We start from the raw sequence: 16768 nt of genomic DNA on the forward strand, positions 1-16768 counted from the left end.
AATGTCAGGTAATGCTCAATACTCAAACCAAAACCAAAACCAACACACAGCCTCTCAAGCGGAATTAACCATTCGCAATCTTACTTGCTGTTACGATGATCAATCAAGCACTCAAGCGGTACTTGAAGATCTCAACTTAACGGTAGAAAAAGGCGAGATCGTCTGTCTCCTTGGTGCTAGCGGTTGTGGCAAAACCACGCTACTAAAAGCGATTGCCGGATTGCTGCCATTATCAAAAGGCAACATGACCTTGGCCAATACCGTGATCGACAATGGTGACACTTGGTTGCCGCCAGAGTCTCGTAATATCGGCTTGATCTTCCAAGACTATGCGCTGTTTCCACATTTAACCGTGAGTGAAAATGTGGCGTTTGGCTTAACCGATTTGAATAAAATAGAGCAAGCTGAGGTGGTAGAAAGCATGCTCGAATTGGTGCATTTATCCGGTTTAAATGATCGCTATCCGCATCAATTATCCGGTGGACAGCAACAACGTGTCGCCATCGCTCGCTCGCTGGCTTATAAACCGGATTTATTATTATTGGATGAGCCGTTCTCCAATATCGATACTCAAGTTCGCCATGATCTTATTCGTGATATTCGCTCGATTTTTAAGAAGCAGGGCGTGACCGCAATTTTTGTGACTCACAGTCGTGAAGAGGCGTTTGCCTTTTCCGATAAAATGGCGGTCATGAATCACGGCGTGATCGAGCAATTTGGTAGCGCGGCGCAGCTTTACTACCAACCGTCGAGTCAGTTTGTGGCTAATTTCTTAGGTGGCGGTGCTTATTTACCCGCAATCAAAGGAGTCGAAAACCGTTTTGATAGCGTATTAGGCATACTTGAAGTTATGGGTTCTAATGTGCGAGAAGGACAGGCCTGTGAGATTTTATTGCGCCCACAACAAGTGATGATCCACGCTGATGCAGAGGGGGATATTCAAGTGATTGAGCAACAATTTATGGGTGAGCATTGCCGCTATATGATTGATGTGCAAGGGGTGAAATTACTCGCTCAAGCCAATCAACTACTCGATGTTGGCCAAAGTGTCAGTGTGGCGGTTGATACTAGCTCCGCAGTGGTGTTTGGCTAGTTCTTTATTTGAAATGATGAGTTACAGTGATTTCTCGAACTCTGTTTTATCTAATGTTAAGCTTGAGATATTAATTCAATGCTTATAAAAGGAATGCAGTAGATGGAATTAACCGAATTTGTACACCAAGTAACGACCGAACCTTTATCGGTTGAATTTGAACAGACCATTAGTGTGATTGATGGAAACTTTACCTTTACGCCAACGGCATTTAAAAATGGTGAAGTGGAGAATGATGCGGGGCAGAATAATGGCTCTTGCAAGATCTTTGCTTTTGCGCAAATGCATAACCTGACTGAAGCGCAAACCTTGGCATGTTTTGGCAAGTTTTATCGTCAAGATGTATTGGAACATCCAGAAAATGAAGATCATCAAAATATTCGTAATTTCATCACACATGGTTGGGCGGGGATCGAGTTTGCAGCGCCGGCTTTAAAGTAGATTTGAATTTTGGGCGATAAATAATACCCATTCCATTTAATTTTTGATCAATTTGAATACGCCGAAAAGACGCGGCTCCATCCTTGGTCGCTGATTAAATTGTTGGAATTGACATAACAAAGCCACACTCGATTGCTCGAGTGCGGCTTTGTTGTTTGAATGGATATACTCAAATCACGATTAAACCGCAGATCCCAAAGAATCGGGTGAGATTGGGGTTTTGTTGACTCGATGCAAACCAATCACAGCTAATAAAGACATGGTTAACATCAATGCCCCTAATGGCAGTTGATTTTGCGCCGGGATCATCGCGGCAACCAATGTGGCAAGCCCCGCGCCAAAATTTTGAAAACCGCCTAATATCGCACCAGCAGTACCCGCGTGATATGGAAATGGAGAGATAGCACCAGTGGTCGCCGCCGGGAATAACACCCCAGCGCCTAAGAAATAAATGGTTGCGCCGCCAACTAGCGTTAATGCATTGGTGTAACCAAATAAGCCTGGAATAAAGATCACCAAAGAACCAATCGCAATGGCGACTAAGCCAAAATTAAGCGCTCGTTTTTCTGAATGACGAGAGGCAACCCAACTCGACATTGCCGCGCCTAATAAATAACCAGGGATCGGCACAATAAATAATAAACTCACTGTGGTGGCGGCAAGTTTCAATTTGCCCGCCAATAGTACGCCCGCCGCCGCTTCAAATAATGCTACACCAGCAAAGGTTGCGACTAAACATAACAGGTAACCTTGAAACTGACGACTACTGAGCACATAACGATAGCTTGTGCTAACCGAATCATAACGACGAGATTCTTTTGGTAGCGTTTCTTTCATGTGAGTAAACATGATGATAGTCACGCCAATACTAAATAGAGCTAAGAATAAGTAACTACCACGCCAGTTAAACGCTTCGGTTAAGTAGCCACCTAATAAAGGCGCAACTAAAGGCGAGAACATTAAACACATGCTAATTAAGCTGTTAACCTTATGCAGTTGCGCACCAGAAAAACAATCACGGGTTAAGGTGCGAGCCATTGCGCCGCCACAACCAATTCCCATGCCTTGGATAAAGCTGCCAACTAGAAATAAACTAAAGTTATGCGAAAAAAGGGCAATAACTGAGCCGGTAATATAAATGCTCAGGCCGACTAAAATAATCGGGCGACGACCAAAGCGATCAGATAATGGGCCGTAGATAAATTGTGATAAGCCATAAGGGATCAAGTAACACGCCATAACCGCTTGCATTGAGGCTGCCGATACATGGAATTCATGCGCCATATAGCCCATTGATGGCACATACATGGTTTGCGTCATTTGTCCGACCGCCGCTAAAATGGCGATCAAAAAGGTTAGTTTGATAAAACTAAGCGGCGCAGACATGCAATCTCTCCTGGGTTAATAACAATAATTTAAGCAAAATAGGGTGAAATAAAGCCGGTTGAAAAGTGACCTTATTGATGGCGAGAATAGTAGTGTTAATACACAATTTCGGCAATCTAAATGTGACTAAGTTTGCAAGATCAAAATCGAGGTAATGGATTAGTTATTCTAATGCCTTATTCCCTTCCTTTAGCCAATATATTGATGTTTAGTGTCGAGCTCACCGCTAAGGGAGGGCGAGGGAGGGTTGTTGTATTGATAATACTCGTTTCGGAGTCATCTTCTTATTACATTTAACCTCACTTTGTTTGTTCATCGGCTAGCCTTCGGCGACCAACCTTTTTTCAACAGCCAAAAAAGGTGGCAAAAAGGCCGCCACTAAAAATTTTGTTATCTTGGATGGACTTGGTCTTTTTGTTAACGGCTTCAAGAGGACATCCATGCCCTCAAGAAGCCTAATCGTCATCCATGACGATTTACACAAAAAAACCAGCGCCCAACCAAGCAAAATTTAGGCGGAATTATCCCAATCCCAATTAATTTTAATACGCTGAAAAAATGCGGTCCCATCCTTGGTCGCTTGAGAAAAGGCCGTCCATTGCCTTTTACACTTCTATCTGTATTCAATTTTGATCGGTAAGTAAATTGTTAAAATGGGGGTAAACTCGCTTTCTGTTAGTTAAAACAAAAAAAAGAGATCGTAGCTTTCACTGTGATCTCTTTTAGAAGTAAGTTTGCTGGCTATTTTATAGCGCTAAAAATGCTTTCATCTGGGCGACGATTTTTTCTGCGGTTGGCTTGTCTTCCATTTCCGAGAAAATACGCAGTAGTGGTTCAGTGCCAGAGAAGCGGGCAATGACCCAGCCGCCATTTTTGAAGTAGACTTTAGCGCCATCTTCATAACTGACTTTCTCTACTTCATATTCAAATTCAGGTAGAAGTTTTTCCACATAAATTTTGTTGTATAACGTGTCTTTTTGCGCAGGCTTAAAGGTGCAATCGCCTTCCGCTGTGTAGGCATAACCATAACGAGCGTAAATCTCATCCAGCATCTCAGATAACTTCTTGCCAGTTACACTGATAAGCTCGACCAATAAGCTAGAGGCAAATACGCCATCTTTGCCTTTAATGTGGCCGCGAATGGTTAAGCCGCCCGAGCTTTCACCACCAATCAGTGAATCGTCGGCTTCCATTTGGCTACTGATGTGCTTAAAGCCTACTGGAACCTCAAAGCTCTTTTCGCCATGATCGGCTGCGATTTTATCCAACAGGTGGGTGGTAGCAATGTTCCGTACTACCGAGCCTTTCCAGCCTTTGTACTCAAGTAAGTAGTAATACAGCAGCATTAGCACTTCATTTGGGTGGATAAAGTTGCCTTTCTCATCGATGATGCCTAAGCGATCCGCATCGCCATCGGTACCAATACCAATGTCATAACCTTCCGCTGCCACTAAGTGCTTTAAACGGTATAAGGTTGCAGCATTGGGTGATGGCATTAAACCGCCGAAAGAAGGGTTTTCGCCATCGTTGATCACATCCACATCACAACGACCATTGATCAATACCGTTTGCAGCGCATTTTTCGCCACCCCAAACATAGGATCAATCAGCACGCGTAAGTTGGCTTTTTTAATCGCTTCAATATCAATAAAGTTGATCACTGAATCAACAAAATCGTTCATTGGATTAATGATGACCACTTTGCCTGTTCCGATCGCGTCTTCAAATTCGACCCGTTTGACATCGCTTGCGGTTAAGCCAGCAATTTGAGTTTCAATTTTTTCGGTGATGATTTCATCGGCATCACGCCCGCCTTCGATAAACACTTTAATGCCGTTATAGTCGGCTGGGTTATGGGACGCGGTAATACAAGCTGAATAAATACAGCCCATTTTGTTGCATTGAAACATCACAATCGGGGTTGGGACAAAGCGATTAATAAAGCTCACCGTAATGCCATTAGCGGCTAATACTTCGGCGAACCATGTTGCAGCTTTATCGGATAAAAAGCGGCGGTCATAGCCAATAACAAAGCCTTTATCGACCGCATTTTCATTGATCATGATGTTGGCAACAGCTTGAGCGACGAGGCGAACATTGGCTTGGGTAAATTCTTCCCCAATAAATGAGCGCCAGCCGCCAGTTCCAAATTTGATCATAACGATATCCTTAAAATGTAATTGTTCAGCGTCATCCCAAAAATGCTAATGATCGGGATGACGATGTTTTTTTGCTGTCATACCAAACTGCCCGTACTCAGGATGACGATACTTTTTATCGTCATTCCGGAAACGAGGAACGAGTTATCCGGAATCTCGCTTTAGATTGTATTGCTGCTTTAAAAGCGAGATCCCGTATCTTCTTCGCTTATGCTCATGTACGGGATGACGGTGTTTTTTGTTGTCATTCCACAAATACTCAGCTTGGGATGACGATGTTTTTTAGCTCTAGCCCATTACCACCACAACGTCATGCACGCTGCCATCCGCTTGAGTTGGGATCGCGCCTTCGATTGCTACGCCATTCAAAGTGATGGATTTCACCCCTTTGCTGACATTATCTGGGTTTTGTACTGTGATGTTGAAAGTCGCACCACGCCATTGACGAGTCACTTCAAATCCAGGCCAATCGGTTGGAATACATGGGTCAATGTTTAAGCCTTCAAAACCTAAGCTCACGCCTAAGATAAAGTTGGTTACCGCAAAGTAAGCCCAGCCAGAAGTACCGGTTAACCACGGGTGGTTTGCTCGGCCATGATCTTGATGATCGCGTCCCATCACGAATTGAACGTATGAATACGGTTCAGCAATGCGTTTTTCGATCATTTCATTTTGGTTGTAAGGATTAAGCGCGTCGTAGAACTTCATCGCTTTATCGCCACGGCCTAATTTGGCTTCTGCTACCCATGCCCAAGGGTTTGGATGAGAGAAGATCGCGCCGTTTTCTTTTACGCCCTGATACACACGAGTGACAAAACCAATGTCATCATTTGGAGTAGAGAAAGACGGAGAGTTTAAGTGCAAGCCGTAAGGAGAGTATAAGTGCTCATCGACCGAATCCATCGCACGCTCGCCACGTTCTTGTGATACGGCGCCCGACAAGACAGCGAGCGTGTTTGACTCTAAGTGAATACGACCTTCGGTTTGTTGCGCCGTGCCGATTTTGTCGCCATCTTTGGTTAGGCCGCGAATGTACCAACCGCCTTCGTCATCCCACAGGTGAGTTTCACATGCTTGGCGTACGCCTTCTGCCATGGTGGTGTAAGTATCGACATCGTCGTTTTTGCCTAGGTATTTAGCGAGGTCGATGAATTCTTGTAGCGCCCAGTAATGCAGGAAAGACACCATAGAAGACTCGCCGCCACCTAAGTTTAAGCAGTCGTTCCAATCGGCGCGTAGGCCTTTACAAATACCGGTGTTGCCGACATATTGAGCCGAGAAATCCAGCGCCGCTTTCATGTGATCGTAAACGCTAGCGTTGCCACCATCCGCGTAAGGAATTTGCTCATCAAAGAATGACTCTTCGCCGGTTTCCATCACATATTTACAGATGGTTGGGACGATCCATAAATGATCATCTGAACAAGTATCTTCAATGCCGTGGATCTTATCTTCATCACTTGGGGTCGGAACCACAGTTGGAGATTTAGACGGTTTAACATCAGCTTTTTCCGGATCAAACCAATCAGGATCAAATAAGTGCAGACCATAACCAGCTTTCACTTGGCCGCGCAGTAAGTCAACCAAACGCTTACGAGTCATTTCAGGATTGGAATGCGGAACTGAAATTGCATCTTGGGCGGTATCACGGTAACCCAGACCAGTACGACCACCGACTTCGATAAAGGAAGCAAAACGCGACCACACCACACAAGTTTCTGCTTGGTATAGAGTCCAAGTGTTGATCATGGTATCTAAGCCTTGGTTTGGCGATTTCACTTGGAACTTGTTACAACGCTCATCCCAGTGGGCTTTAATGCCAGCGAAAGCCGCATCGACATTTGCCAGATCTTGGTATTTAGTACGCAATTTCTCGCCGTTACCTTTACCAATACCTAAGATATACGCAAAGCGAACTTCTTCATCCGGTTGGATAACAAATTGCTTATGCAACGAGCCACAATGGTTGTAACAGGTTTGGGCTGAATTTGAACACTTGCCTTGTTCTACCGCGATTGGGTTGGCTTCATCGCGGTATAAACCTAAGAAATTATCACGTTGACCATCGTATGAATCTGGGTCGAACGTAGAAGCGAGGTAGTAAAAACCTTCCTGCTCATTGGTGTTGTAATAAAGGTCATATTCCAACACGCCGCCTTTGTATTCAGTACCGGCTGAGTACAATGACATTTGATGGTTTTGGTTGTCGGATTGAATGTGGCTAAAGGAGAATTCAACAAACGAGAACGTACTGATGGTGCGTGGTTTGTCGCTGGTGTTTTTGATCACCACATCCCACACTTCTGCGTCTTCACCTTTTGGTACAAACAAGGTTTTAGTGGCGGTGATGCCGTTGTACTCACACTTAAATTTAGAGTAAGACAAGCCGTGACGCACTTCGTAGCTTGCTTCATCGAGGCTTTTTGCTACTGGCTGCCATGAGATTGACCAGTAATCTCCGGTTTCATCATCGCGTAAATAGACATAATGTCCAGGGCGATCAAATGACGCGTTAGGGCGAAACTTAGTGACACGATTATGCTCTGGTGAGTTATAGAAAGAGTAACCACCTGCATTGTGAGAAATAACCGTACAGAACTTTTCTGTGCCTAAATAATTGGTCCATGGTGCAGGCACGTCTGGACGAGTGATGACATATTCACGATTGTCATTGTCGAAAAAGCCGTATTTCATTTTCTCTTCCTTAATCAAAATTCTTACTTAAAATTAAAAATATCCCCCGTATTACCTAGGGGATAAACAGCTGATCAGTTTAGTGATTTAAATTTTACCCCTTGGCGCGATAACGTTGGTGTATGGCCATGTAAACGCGCTAAAAAGTCTTGCCAATTACGGTTTTGTTTTTCGGTCCAACACGCTTCCGCTATGGCCAGAAGTCGTGGGAAAAGCATGTACTCCATGCGCTCTGGGGTGTCGATGATCTCGCACCATAAACCGCATTGAATACCGAAAATGTGTTGGCGGACAGGGTCATGACTGTCTAGCTGAGATAAAGGCTCATAGCTGTATGATTTCTCAAGCGGTGTCACCCCAGCCCAATCGACGCCCATTTCTTCTGCGCCATGGTCTTGTACGATGTCGAGGTAGGTAAATTGCGCGGGTTGCAAAATGACATCGAAGCCATTGCTGGCACAATGCAAACCGGCGTTTTCACTTAACCAAGAGCAAATAATGGTGTCTTTGCTAACTTTATCGCCATGCTGAACTTCTTCCCAACCGAGCATGCGCTTGCCTAGTGATTTGAGTTTATTTTCCGCGTGGCGTAATAAGTGTCCTTGCAACTCTTTAGGGTCGGTATAGCCTTGCGAAGCCATTAACGCTTGGCATTTCGGGCTTTGAGTCCATACCCCTTCTGGTACTTCATCACCACCAATGTGAACCAAAGGCGATGGGAATAAATCGGCGATCTCTTCTAATACGGTGTCGATAAAGGTGTAGGTGCCTTGTAGGGCAGGGGATAACACGTTATCGGTGTAGTATTGAATGCTGCGATATTGCGATTGATCTTCGGCATCAACTAATAAATGCGGCAATGATTTAATCGCGGCGCGGCAGTGACCTGGAATGTCGATCTCAGGGATCACTGTGATATTGCGCTCAGCGGCATAACGGATAACCTCGCGGATTTGGTCTTGGCTGTAAAAGCCGCCATAGGTCTCGCTTAAGTGAGAATACTGCGGCTCGATTGGCGTTTTTAGTCCGCGCCATGCCCCAATGTCGGTGAGCTGTGGCAACGCTTTGATCTCCACTCGCCAACCTTCATCATCGGTTAAGTGCCAATGAAAGGCGTTAAACTTGTATTTGGCCAATTGATTGATCAAGCGCTTAACTTGCTCGACGGTGTGGAAATGACGAGCACAGTCGAGCATCATGCCTCGGTGCTCAAAGCGCGGTTTATCTTGAATTAAAGTGCAAGGCAATTGCTGGCTGTTGGCATCAAATTGGTTGCTGATCAATTGCAGTAAGCTGGTGGCAGCATACATAAAACCACTGCTTGAGTTGGCTTCAAGTAATATTTGCTGAGCTTGAATTTCTAATTTGTATTCACCTTCGGCAAGGGTTGGCGTAGTCACAAAACAGACGTTGCCTTGGCTGCTTTTTTTTATCGGAAAGTCAGTAACTTGGCTGAGTTCATCGGCGAGCCATACCAAAGCGGACTGAGCGTAACTGCTGTGTGCTTGAAAGGTGATTGGCGTTTCTAAATTAAAGTATCCGGTTTGCGCTTCAATAAACTGAGGGGCTGGGATCACGCCATTTAAGTTGGCAGTAACCACAGGAAGCGAAATGCGTCTCTTTGGACTGGATGAAAGGGCGATCGGGGTGACCACCACATTAAGTGTTTGGGTGATGCCATCTTTGACCATTTGAATAAAGGCATCATCAAAGCCGTCATCAAGTAATTGGAAAGGCGCAGTATTGGTACCAAATTCAACATAATACGAATTATTGGCTTGTAAGGTTACGCCTTGTGGTGGGGTAAAAACACAATAACCTCCCACTTGCTTAATCTGACCTTGAGTTAACGTTTGTGGCTGAATATAGCGTCGAAAACTGACATGAATACTCCAATCATGTAGATCATGATCACTTAGATTATGCAGCGTTAAACCAAAACGAGAGTAGTTGGTTTGTTGTTCGATAACAGCAAGATCAATTCGGTAATTCATATTCCCACCTTTTGCGGTGTTATTTTTAGTTATATTCGCCATCGCGTAAAAATCAACGCTTTAAAGCAAGTGCTTTTCAATAAGCATTGTAAATAACGGTTTTAAAACAATGACCTTAAAGCAATGTCCTTAAAACAAAGACCTTAAAATAAATTGTGCTCTGGTTTACTGGCCATCATTAGCCCACCATCAATGGCATCTTTTTGCGGCTTGACTAACCATTGCTGGCTTTGCGGTTTGAGCCAAGGCCCGATACGCACCCCAATGCCACCCATTAAGGCAATCTTGCTAGCGCCTCGTTGATGAAGTGCCTCTAGATACATATCAATATCGGCCGCAGTTTGTTGTAAAAGATTGTTGGCAACCTCATCCCCATTGGCGGCACATTGAAATATTTGTGGCGAAAATTGGCCGTAATCACAAGGGCGCGCTCTTTTCGACCATTCAACAATGGCATCAACATCTTGATTAAAATGCTGCATTACAATTTGCGTAATATCGGAATGGGGTTTGATGCCATCTTGAGCGAGTAAAGTGTATTGGATTAAATGCAAACCCATGATCGCGCCACTGCCTTGATCGGAAATCGGGAATTCACGACCACCAACCACATGTTGCTGACCTTGTTTGATCAATAGCCCGCACGATCCTGTTCCTGCGATCATGATCGCGCCATCTTGACCATTGTGTGCGCCCAAACACGCGCCATAAGCATCGGTATTTAATACGATGCTGGCAAAAGGGTGATCCAGTTGCATAAAGCCTTGCCACGTTTTTCTTTGTTCCGCTGCCGCTAATGCCAAGCCTAAGTGCATCGAATTAAAATCGGCTTCGCTGAGGCAGGCTTGTTTAGCGGCTTTTCTTACGGCATGAATAATTGAAGCCATTGCAACTTCCACGCCTAATAAAATATTGGCGCTGCCGCTTTTGCCTTCGCCTAAAATGTTGCCTTGCGGATCGGTTAAACGAGCACGGCAAGAGGTTCCGCCACCATCAATACCGACTAAATAATATGAGTTCATAATGACTCCTTCATGGCGTAATCAAGATGATGTTGTTGGGCAATGATTGCCAATAAATACCAACCACCATGTGGGATCCATTGCTCACCCCAACGCCAGTTTTGCAGCATGTCATCTTTTTGCCCATCGGGATTAAACGCAATATCTTGCTCATCTTCAAAGCCGGCCGTCACGCCATTACATACGCCGCCTTTAGCATTAAAAAAGCCAAGCTCGGGTAGATAGTCAGGGTTGTTGTGACCATGGCCATCGAGCATGCACATGTCATACGGATTCAAGCCGACAATCCAATCTAACGCCGATTGTGAAAAACGCTGTAAATCGCAGATAAGGGCGGCATCTTGTAGGTGAGTTTGCGCAATATTGGCCATGCAGGATAACGAGGCTAAACGGGCATTTTCACCTTGCCACCAGTAACCAGACTCATTGTTGTGAGCGACAAAAAAGGCTTCTCGTTTGGCTTCATCGACCCCTTTAACGTATTGACGCGGGTAACCAAATGGGTTGTTGACTTTACCTGTGATGATTAATTCAAAACGAAGCGCATTTTCAATCACTTGTCGCGTAACTTGTTTGGCATTAGGGTCGGTTTCAATTGCTAAATATTCACATAGTGCGATCACGGGCAAACCGGCTTCTGAGGCATGGAAATAAGGACGAGAACCATCATCATTAGCCGACCAAAAGTGAGTCATATTCTCATCACTCATTTGGCGTTGAGCTAAACGTTGTGCCCAGATCTGTGCTTGATTGGCAAATTCTTGTTCTTGAGTGCAGTGGAAAAGTTCGACTGCCGCTAATAACGCGCAGTATTCATCAATGATGTTTTCAGTGCCGTCATTGAGGTATTGAGTATTGTGCTCAACCAAATGTTGATAAGCCTTGATCGCCGCTTCTAAATATTGATTTGAATTAAATTCACCGTGTTCTTCTAAGCGAGAAGCGCGGGCGAGGGCGGCGATGGCAATGCCGCCACCTTGACGAAATCCAGCTTGATAATCTTCGCCTTTATGCCCATCTTGAGTTTCATAAGCGCAGATCTCGCGTTGATTAATATCTTTACTCCACTTATCAAAAACAGTGGTGTAGAAATAGCCTTCAGGTGACAACATACGCACTAAAAAGTCAGCGCCAAATAAGGCTTCTTCGGTTAATCGAACCGTCGAAAAACGGGCAAAACTGTTCATCTCGGCTGTCAGTTCTAAACCTTTCAACATATTCCACACAACCATTGGAATTTGTTGTGGGTTGAGGAAATTGGCATAAGAAAGGTGACTGAGGTATTTACTCACATCCCCAGAGGCATCATACCAACCGCCATGCACATCGACGGTATTTTCACTATTAAGAACAGGGGTGTTGCGGTCGCGTTGATCGAAGATCCCGCCACAACGTTGAGATTTGAAATAGTGCAAACAATCGGAAAAAGTGCGCTTCATTAGCACATTTTGACCGATCTCAAAAGCATGAGAATGATCGCTGCCAATCGCAAGATAATAGTGGCCGGCTTGGGTGAAGTCTGAAAAGTCGATTTGATAGAAGTCGCCAAAATGCCAGTTATCGACTGATTTTTTGCCAGAGATGAGGAGATTTTTCACCACTTGATGAGTATTCGCATCGACCAATTTAGCGGTCAGATGTTGGTCCAGTGTTGAGGCAAGTACCACAGCATTTTTGCTACTAAAGCAAGGGTAACCAATATGGTTAGTAAAAATTTGCATCGAATGCTCCTAGCCTCTTTTAAAATAGGCTCTGACACCGATTAAGAGTCAGAGCCAATCTGTTGTAACTTGAAGCGACAAGCTTGCCGCTTCAATGTTCTTAGGTAATGCGTGTTTATTTTTCAAATAAGTAACAGCGAACAAAATGGTTAGTCGAAAGTTGCGTTACTTCCGGCATTTTTTCGCGGCACTTATCTGACACATGCAGACAACGACCGGCAAATGGACAACCGACAGACTCTGGCGTCCAAAGTGGAATATCACCTTTATTGCCTTTTAGCTTTTCGTGGATCGATTTCTTAGGATCCGGAACCGCTGATACCAATAATTGAGTGTATGGGTGCTGAGGATCATGAATGATCTCATCGGTGTCGCCCCATTCCACCATGTGTCCGACGTACATGACTGAAAGGTCTTCAGCAATATAACGAGCGGTAGCGATATCATGGGTGATATAAAGTAGAGACATTTTCTTCTCAAACTTCATCTCTTCCATTAGGTTCAAAACACCGGCGCGAATCGAAACATCCAACATTGATGTTGGTTCATCGGCAAGTACCACTTCAGCGCCGACTGCAATGTTACGAGCCAAGTTGACACGTTGACGTTGACCGCCAGATAACTGATGCGGGAATTTCACTGAGGTTTCTTTGGCTGGGTTTAGGCCCACTTGCTCAAGCAGTTCATAAACACGCTCTTGTAGCTCTTTTTTATTGCTGCTTTTTACTTTGTTATGAATTATCAAAGGGCGAGCAATGTGGTGAAAAATGTTATGGGTTGGATTTAACGACCCAAACGGGTCTTGCCATACCATTTGCACCCCTTCACGATATTGCATTAGATCGTGTTTCTTTTTGATCTCTTGAATATCACGACCTTTGTACTCAATGTGGCCACCGCTTGGAGCGTACATTTTGGCGATCATTTTGGCGGTGGTCGATTTACCTGAACCCGATTCACCGACCACAGCAAGACCACGGCTTTTGTACATCTTAAATGACACGTCATTGATAGCGCGCATTTTGGTTTGCTTCATTGAATTGCTGTTAAGCGGGAAATCTTTAATCAGATTCTTCCCTTCAATCAACAATTTTCCATATACTTCTGATGAGCTCATAATTGTCTCCAGCTTTACGCTAATTCTTTGTTAACTGGCTGTTATCGCCGTTTTTTCTATGCGTTGGTTCGCTATACTGTCGCGACTGAAATTGGCTCGCCATATAAATGACAGTTAGACAATCGACCCGGCTCAATTTGACGCAATTGGGTTGGAACTTGGCGACAAGTGTCATGAACACGTTCACAACGAGCTTGGAAACGACAGCCTTGTGGGATGTCTAGCAAGTTCAAAGGGTTACCCGGAATACCCGTTAGCTTGGTTTTTGGCCCAGTTAACGGTGGGAAAGAAGACCCCAGCCCTTTGGTGTACGGATGGTAAGGCGACTCTAAAATTTCTTTTGAAGGTGCGACTTCAATTAATTCACCTGAGTACATGATGCCGATGCGGTCAGAGAACTCGACCATCAGTGACAAATCATGGGTAATGAATAAAATTGAGAAACCAAACTCTTCTTTTAGCGCATAAATCTTTTGCAGAATTTCACGTTGTACCACTACATCGAGTGCGGTGGTTGGCTCATCCATAATGATCATTTTAGGATTAAGCGCTAACGCAATTGCAATAACTAAACGTTGACGCATACCACCAGAGAACTGGTGCGGGTAATCGTTTAAGCGATCGGGGTGAATATCCACGATTTCCAATAGACCTTGAGCGCGAATCACCGCTTGATCACGAGTCATATTGGTATGACGCATGATCACATCACAAAATTGCTCTTCTAGAGGTAATACTGGGTTCAAGGCGTTCATGGCACTTTGAAATACCATCGACATTTGGCTCCAGCGGAAAGACTGCATACGGTCTTCGCTGTACTTCAAAATATCTTCACCGTTAAAAATCACTTCACCGCCGGTAATAAAGGCTGGCGGCTTATGCAGACGCATTAGCGAGAATGCGACGGTTGATTTACCACAACCAGACTCACCGGCCAGACCAAATACTTCGCCTGGCGCTAGGTCAAAACTTACATTGTTCACCGCGCGGACATCGCCCGCGTCAGTGATGTAATCAACACATAAGTTACGAACTGAGATGAGCGGCTCATTTTTATTGATATCTGTCATATTATTTATCTCCGCTCCAAAGTGCATTTTGAGGAGGCATTTCTGGTGTCCGTTCTTTTACGTCTTGCTCGGCAATCTTCTTCCAACGCTTCATGCCTTTATGTGAACGTAATTGCGGGTTAGCAACTTCATCAACTGCGAAGTTAAGCAGTGCGAGACCAACAGCCAATACAGTCAATGCCATACATGGTGCAATCAGTTCCCACCATGCGCCAACCAAGATGGCGGATGAGGTTTGTACGTTGTATAACATGATGCCCCAGCTGATGGTGCTTGGGTCGCCAAGACCTAGGAACGAAATAGTCGCTTCCATCATGATGGCATACATCACAGAACCGATGAAACTTGCGCCTACAATCGAGATAAGGTTTGGCAGAATTTCAACAAAAATAATGCGGAATGAAGATTCACCCAATACTTCTGCTGCTTTGACGAACTCTTTTTCACGTAGAGCTAAAGTTTGTGAACGTACCACACGAGCGCCCCATGCCCAGGAGGTACAACCTATTATCAAGGCGATGGTTAATGGCCCTGCCTCACCAATAAAGGCAGCCAGAACAAACAGTAGTGGGTACTGCGGTATTACCAACATAATATTCATGGCGGCGGTGAGTACATCATCGGTTTTGCCACCAAAGTAGCCAGCCGAAACACCAATCACTGTGGCTAAGAAACACACCACAATACCAGCACCAAAACCCACACCTAGCGATACACGAGCACCGTAAGCAAGTTGAGACCAAACATCACGCCCCATACGAGTGGTACCCAGTGTGTGATCGGCTTTTTTCGACATCGCCATAGTGCGGCGGTCGTTAGCAAGATTGGTTGCGACCCATCCGTCTGGCGTGCTTTGTGCCATTTTTACGATAGCACTTGGGTATTCATGTGGATTACCGGTACGTTTATCGGGTGCATGTTTAGTGATAAACGGAGCAAATACTGCGATAAAAATGAATAACATTAAGATAATCATGCCGGTTAAAGCTTTAGGATTACCGACTATTAATTTAAGGAAACCTTTCATGATTATTTGCCTCCCTTACGTAGGCGAGGGTCAAGTACGACATACAACATGTCGGCCAGTAAGTTAAAGAACAGCATAAATAAGGTCATGATAAGCAGTTGACCTTGCAGAACTTGATAGTCACGAGAGTTGATGGCGTTAAATAACACCGAACCTAGGCCTGGGTAGTTAAAGATGATTTCAACAATCAACTGACCACCAATTGCCATACCTAACGACATCGACAGCGCGGTCACACTTGGTAGCATGGCGTTACGTGCCGCGTAGTTAAACACCACTCGGTTTTCGCTTAAGCCCTTCCCCTTTGCCATGGTGATGTAATCTTCACCTAACAAGTTAATCATGTTGTTACGCATGTTAATTAAGAAGCCACCAATCTGAACCACAGAGGCACAGAACAAAGGTAGAACGGCGTGATAGGCGACATCTTTAATAAATGTCCAGCTAGTCCAATCAGGTAGGTTACCTGCGGTGTAAGCGTAACCGGTTGGGAACCAACGCAAGCCAACCGCAAAGATAAACATGGCTAACATCGCAATAACCACTTGTGGTACCGCTTGCACCACTAACATTCCTGGAGAAATAAAAGTGTCGAATTTGCTGCCACGTTTCCATGCAGCGAAAATACCAAGAATGGAACCTAAAGAAAAAGAGAAAGCAACCGCAGTACCGGCTAAAAATAATGACCATCCAAATGCACGACCTAATAAGTCAGACACTGGTAATGGAAAGAACTGAATTGAGGTGCCCAAATTCCATTGGAAAATGTTTTTAATGTAGGCAAAATATTGTATAAAAATATTACCGTCGACAAAGCCTAATAGCTCTTTCATTGCCGCGATACGTTCTGGAGTAACCTGCACAGTAGCGTGAGCAAACATCATGGTAACTGGGTCACCAGGCATGGCACGCGGAATCGCAAAGTTAATCGTTGCAGCGACGACTAAAGCGATAAAATAAAAACCTAAACGTCTTAAGAAAAATCCCATAACTTACACCTTAACTATCCCAGATTTTTTGGCCTGACTCTGGTTTCAGGACGCC

Annotated in this window: 12 protein-coding genes; 2 read left to right on the forward strand and 10 right to left on the reverse strand. The window is 44.6% G+C overall.

The annotated features are described in order from the left end of the window. Position 1: 1 nt before the first annotated feature. Both HC723_RS02340 and HC723_RS02345 read left to right on the forward strand, forming a co-directional pair. A complete protein-coding gene (locus tag HC723_RS02340) occupies positions 2-1093 on the forward strand; it encodes an ABC transporter ATP-binding protein (RefSeq protein ID WP_190338091.1) in 1092 nt (363 codons plus the stop codon). 102 nt (positions 1094-1195) lie between these two features. Continuing rightward, the gene (locus HC723_RS02345) at positions 1196-1534 is read left to right on the forward strand and encodes a HopJ type III effector protein (RefSeq protein ID WP_153447746.1); all 339 of its coding nucleotides are present in this window, start codon (positions 1196-1198) and stop codon (positions 1532-1534) included. 180 nt (positions 1535-1714) lie between these two features. Here HC723_RS02345 and emrD read toward each other — a convergent pair whose 3' ends face one another. The 10 genes from emrD to HC723_RS02395 all read right to left on the reverse strand — a co-directional run bounded on the left by emrD (position 1715) and on the right by HC723_RS02395 (position 16713). Then, complete coding sequence (emrD, locus tag HC723_RS02350; protein ID WP_190338093.1) at positions 1715-2920, reverse strand: multidrug efflux MFS transporter EmrD; 1206 nt, start codon at positions 2918-2920, stop codon at positions 1715-1717. 746 nt (positions 2921-3666) lie between these two features. Next, on the reverse strand, positions 3667-5079 hold the full coding sequence (locus tag HC723_RS02355; protein WP_190338096.1) for a phosphoglucomutase/phosphomannomutase family protein: 1413 nt from the start codon (positions 5077-5079) through the stop codon (positions 3667-3669). Positions 5080-5367: 288 nt separating this feature from the next. Continuing rightward, positions 5368-7773 carry a GH36-type glycosyl hydrolase domain-containing protein gene (locus HC723_RS02360; RefSeq protein ID WP_190338097.1) on the reverse strand — a complete coding sequence of 802 codons (2406 nt, stop codon included), beginning with the start codon at positions 7771-7773 and terminating at the stop codon, positions 5368-5370. A 74-nt stretch (positions 7774-7847) separates the two neighbouring features. After that, complete coding sequence (locus HC723_RS02365; protein WP_190338099.1) at positions 7848-9767, reverse strand: beta-N-acetylhexosaminidase; 1920 nt, start codon at positions 9765-9767, stop codon at positions 7848-7850. A 143-nt stretch (positions 9768-9910) separates the two neighbouring features. After that, entirely contained in the window at positions 9911-10789 is an 879-nt protein-coding gene (locus HC723_RS02370) for an N-acetylglucosamine kinase (protein WP_190338101.1), read from the reverse strand. Then, entirely contained in the window at positions 10786-12510 is a 1725-nt protein-coding gene (locus HC723_RS02375; RefSeq protein ID WP_190338103.1) for a glycoside hydrolase family 9 protein, read from the reverse strand. Before HC723_RS02375 ends, HC723_RS02370 begins: the two co-directional genes overlap by 4 nt. Positions 12511-12625: 115 nt before the next feature. Beyond that, a complete protein-coding gene (locus tag HC723_RS02380) occupies positions 12626-13627 on the reverse strand; it encodes an ABC transporter ATP-binding protein (protein WP_153447739.1) in 1002 nt (333 codons plus the stop codon). Positions 13628-13698: 71 nt separating this feature from the next. Beyond that, on the reverse strand, positions 13699-14697 hold the full coding sequence (locus HC723_RS02385) for an ABC transporter ATP-binding protein (RefSeq protein WP_153447738.1): 999 nt from the start codon (positions 14695-14697) through the stop codon (positions 13699-13701). A 1-nt stretch (position 14698) separates the two neighbouring features. Beyond that, positions 14699-15724 carry an ABC transporter permease gene (locus HC723_RS02390; RefSeq protein WP_153447737.1) on the reverse strand — a complete coding sequence of 342 codons (1026 nt, stop codon included), beginning with the start codon at positions 15722-15724 and terminating at the stop codon, positions 14699-14701. Between the two features lie 2 nt (positions 15725-15726). Then, a complete protein-coding gene (locus HC723_RS02395; RefSeq protein WP_190338105.1) occupies positions 15727-16713 on the reverse strand; it encodes an ABC transporter permease in 987 nt (328 codons plus the stop codon). Positions 16714-16768: the final 55 nt, after the last annotated feature.

The sequence above is a fragment of the Vibrio sp. S11_S32 genome (assembly GCF_014694465.1).
Taxonomy (GTDB): domain Bacteria; phylum Pseudomonadota; class Gammaproteobacteria; order Enterobacterales; family Vibrionaceae; genus Vibrio; species Vibrio algicola.

Excerpts from the sequence above, each read along its gene's own strand:
- HC723_RS02365 (WP_190338099.1), bottom strand. The coding sequence starts at position 9,767 with ATGAATTACCGAATTGATCTTGCTGTTATCGAACAACAAACCAACTAC.
- HC723_RS02360 (WP_190338097.1), bottom strand. The coding sequence starts at position 7,773 with ATGAAATACGGCTTTTTCGACAATGACAATCGTGAATATGTCATCACT.
- HC723_RS02385 (WP_153447738.1), bottom strand. The coding sequence starts at position 14,697 with ATGACAGATATCAATAAAAATGAGCCGCTCATCTCAGTTCGTAACTTA.
- HC723_RS02340 (WP_190338091.1), top strand. The coding sequence starts at position 2 with ATGTCAGGTAATGCTCAATACTCAAACCAAAACCAAAACCAACACACA.
- HC723_RS02395 (WP_190338105.1), bottom strand. The coding sequence starts at position 16,713 with ATGGGATTTTTCTTAAGACGTTTAGGTTTTTATTTTATCGCTTTAGTC.
- HC723_RS02355 (WP_190338096.1), bottom strand. The coding sequence starts at position 5,079 with ATGATCAAATTTGGAACTGGCGGCTGGCGCTCATTTATTGGGGAAGAA.
- emrD (WP_190338093.1), bottom strand. The coding sequence starts at position 2,920 with ATGTCTGCGCCGCTTAGTTTTATCAAACTAACCTTTTTGATCGCCATT.
- HC723_RS02370 (WP_190338101.1), bottom strand. The coding sequence starts at position 10,789 with ATGAACTCATATTATTTAGTCGGTATTGATGGTGGCGGAACCTCTTGC.
- HC723_RS02375 (WP_190338103.1), bottom strand. The coding sequence starts at position 12,510 with ATGCAAATTTTTACTAACCATATTGGTTACCCTTGCTTTAGTAGCAAA.
- HC723_RS02390 (WP_153447737.1), bottom strand. The coding sequence starts at position 15,724 with ATGAAAGGTTTCCTTAAATTAATAGTCGGTAATCCTAAAGCTTTAACC.
- HC723_RS02380 (WP_153447739.1), bottom strand. The coding sequence starts at position 13,627 with ATGAGCTCATCAGAAGTATATGGAAAATTGTTGATTGAAGGGAAGAAT.
- HC723_RS02345 (WP_153447746.1), top strand. The coding sequence starts at position 1,196 with ATGGAATTAACCGAATTTGTACACCAAGTAACGACCGAACCTTTATCG.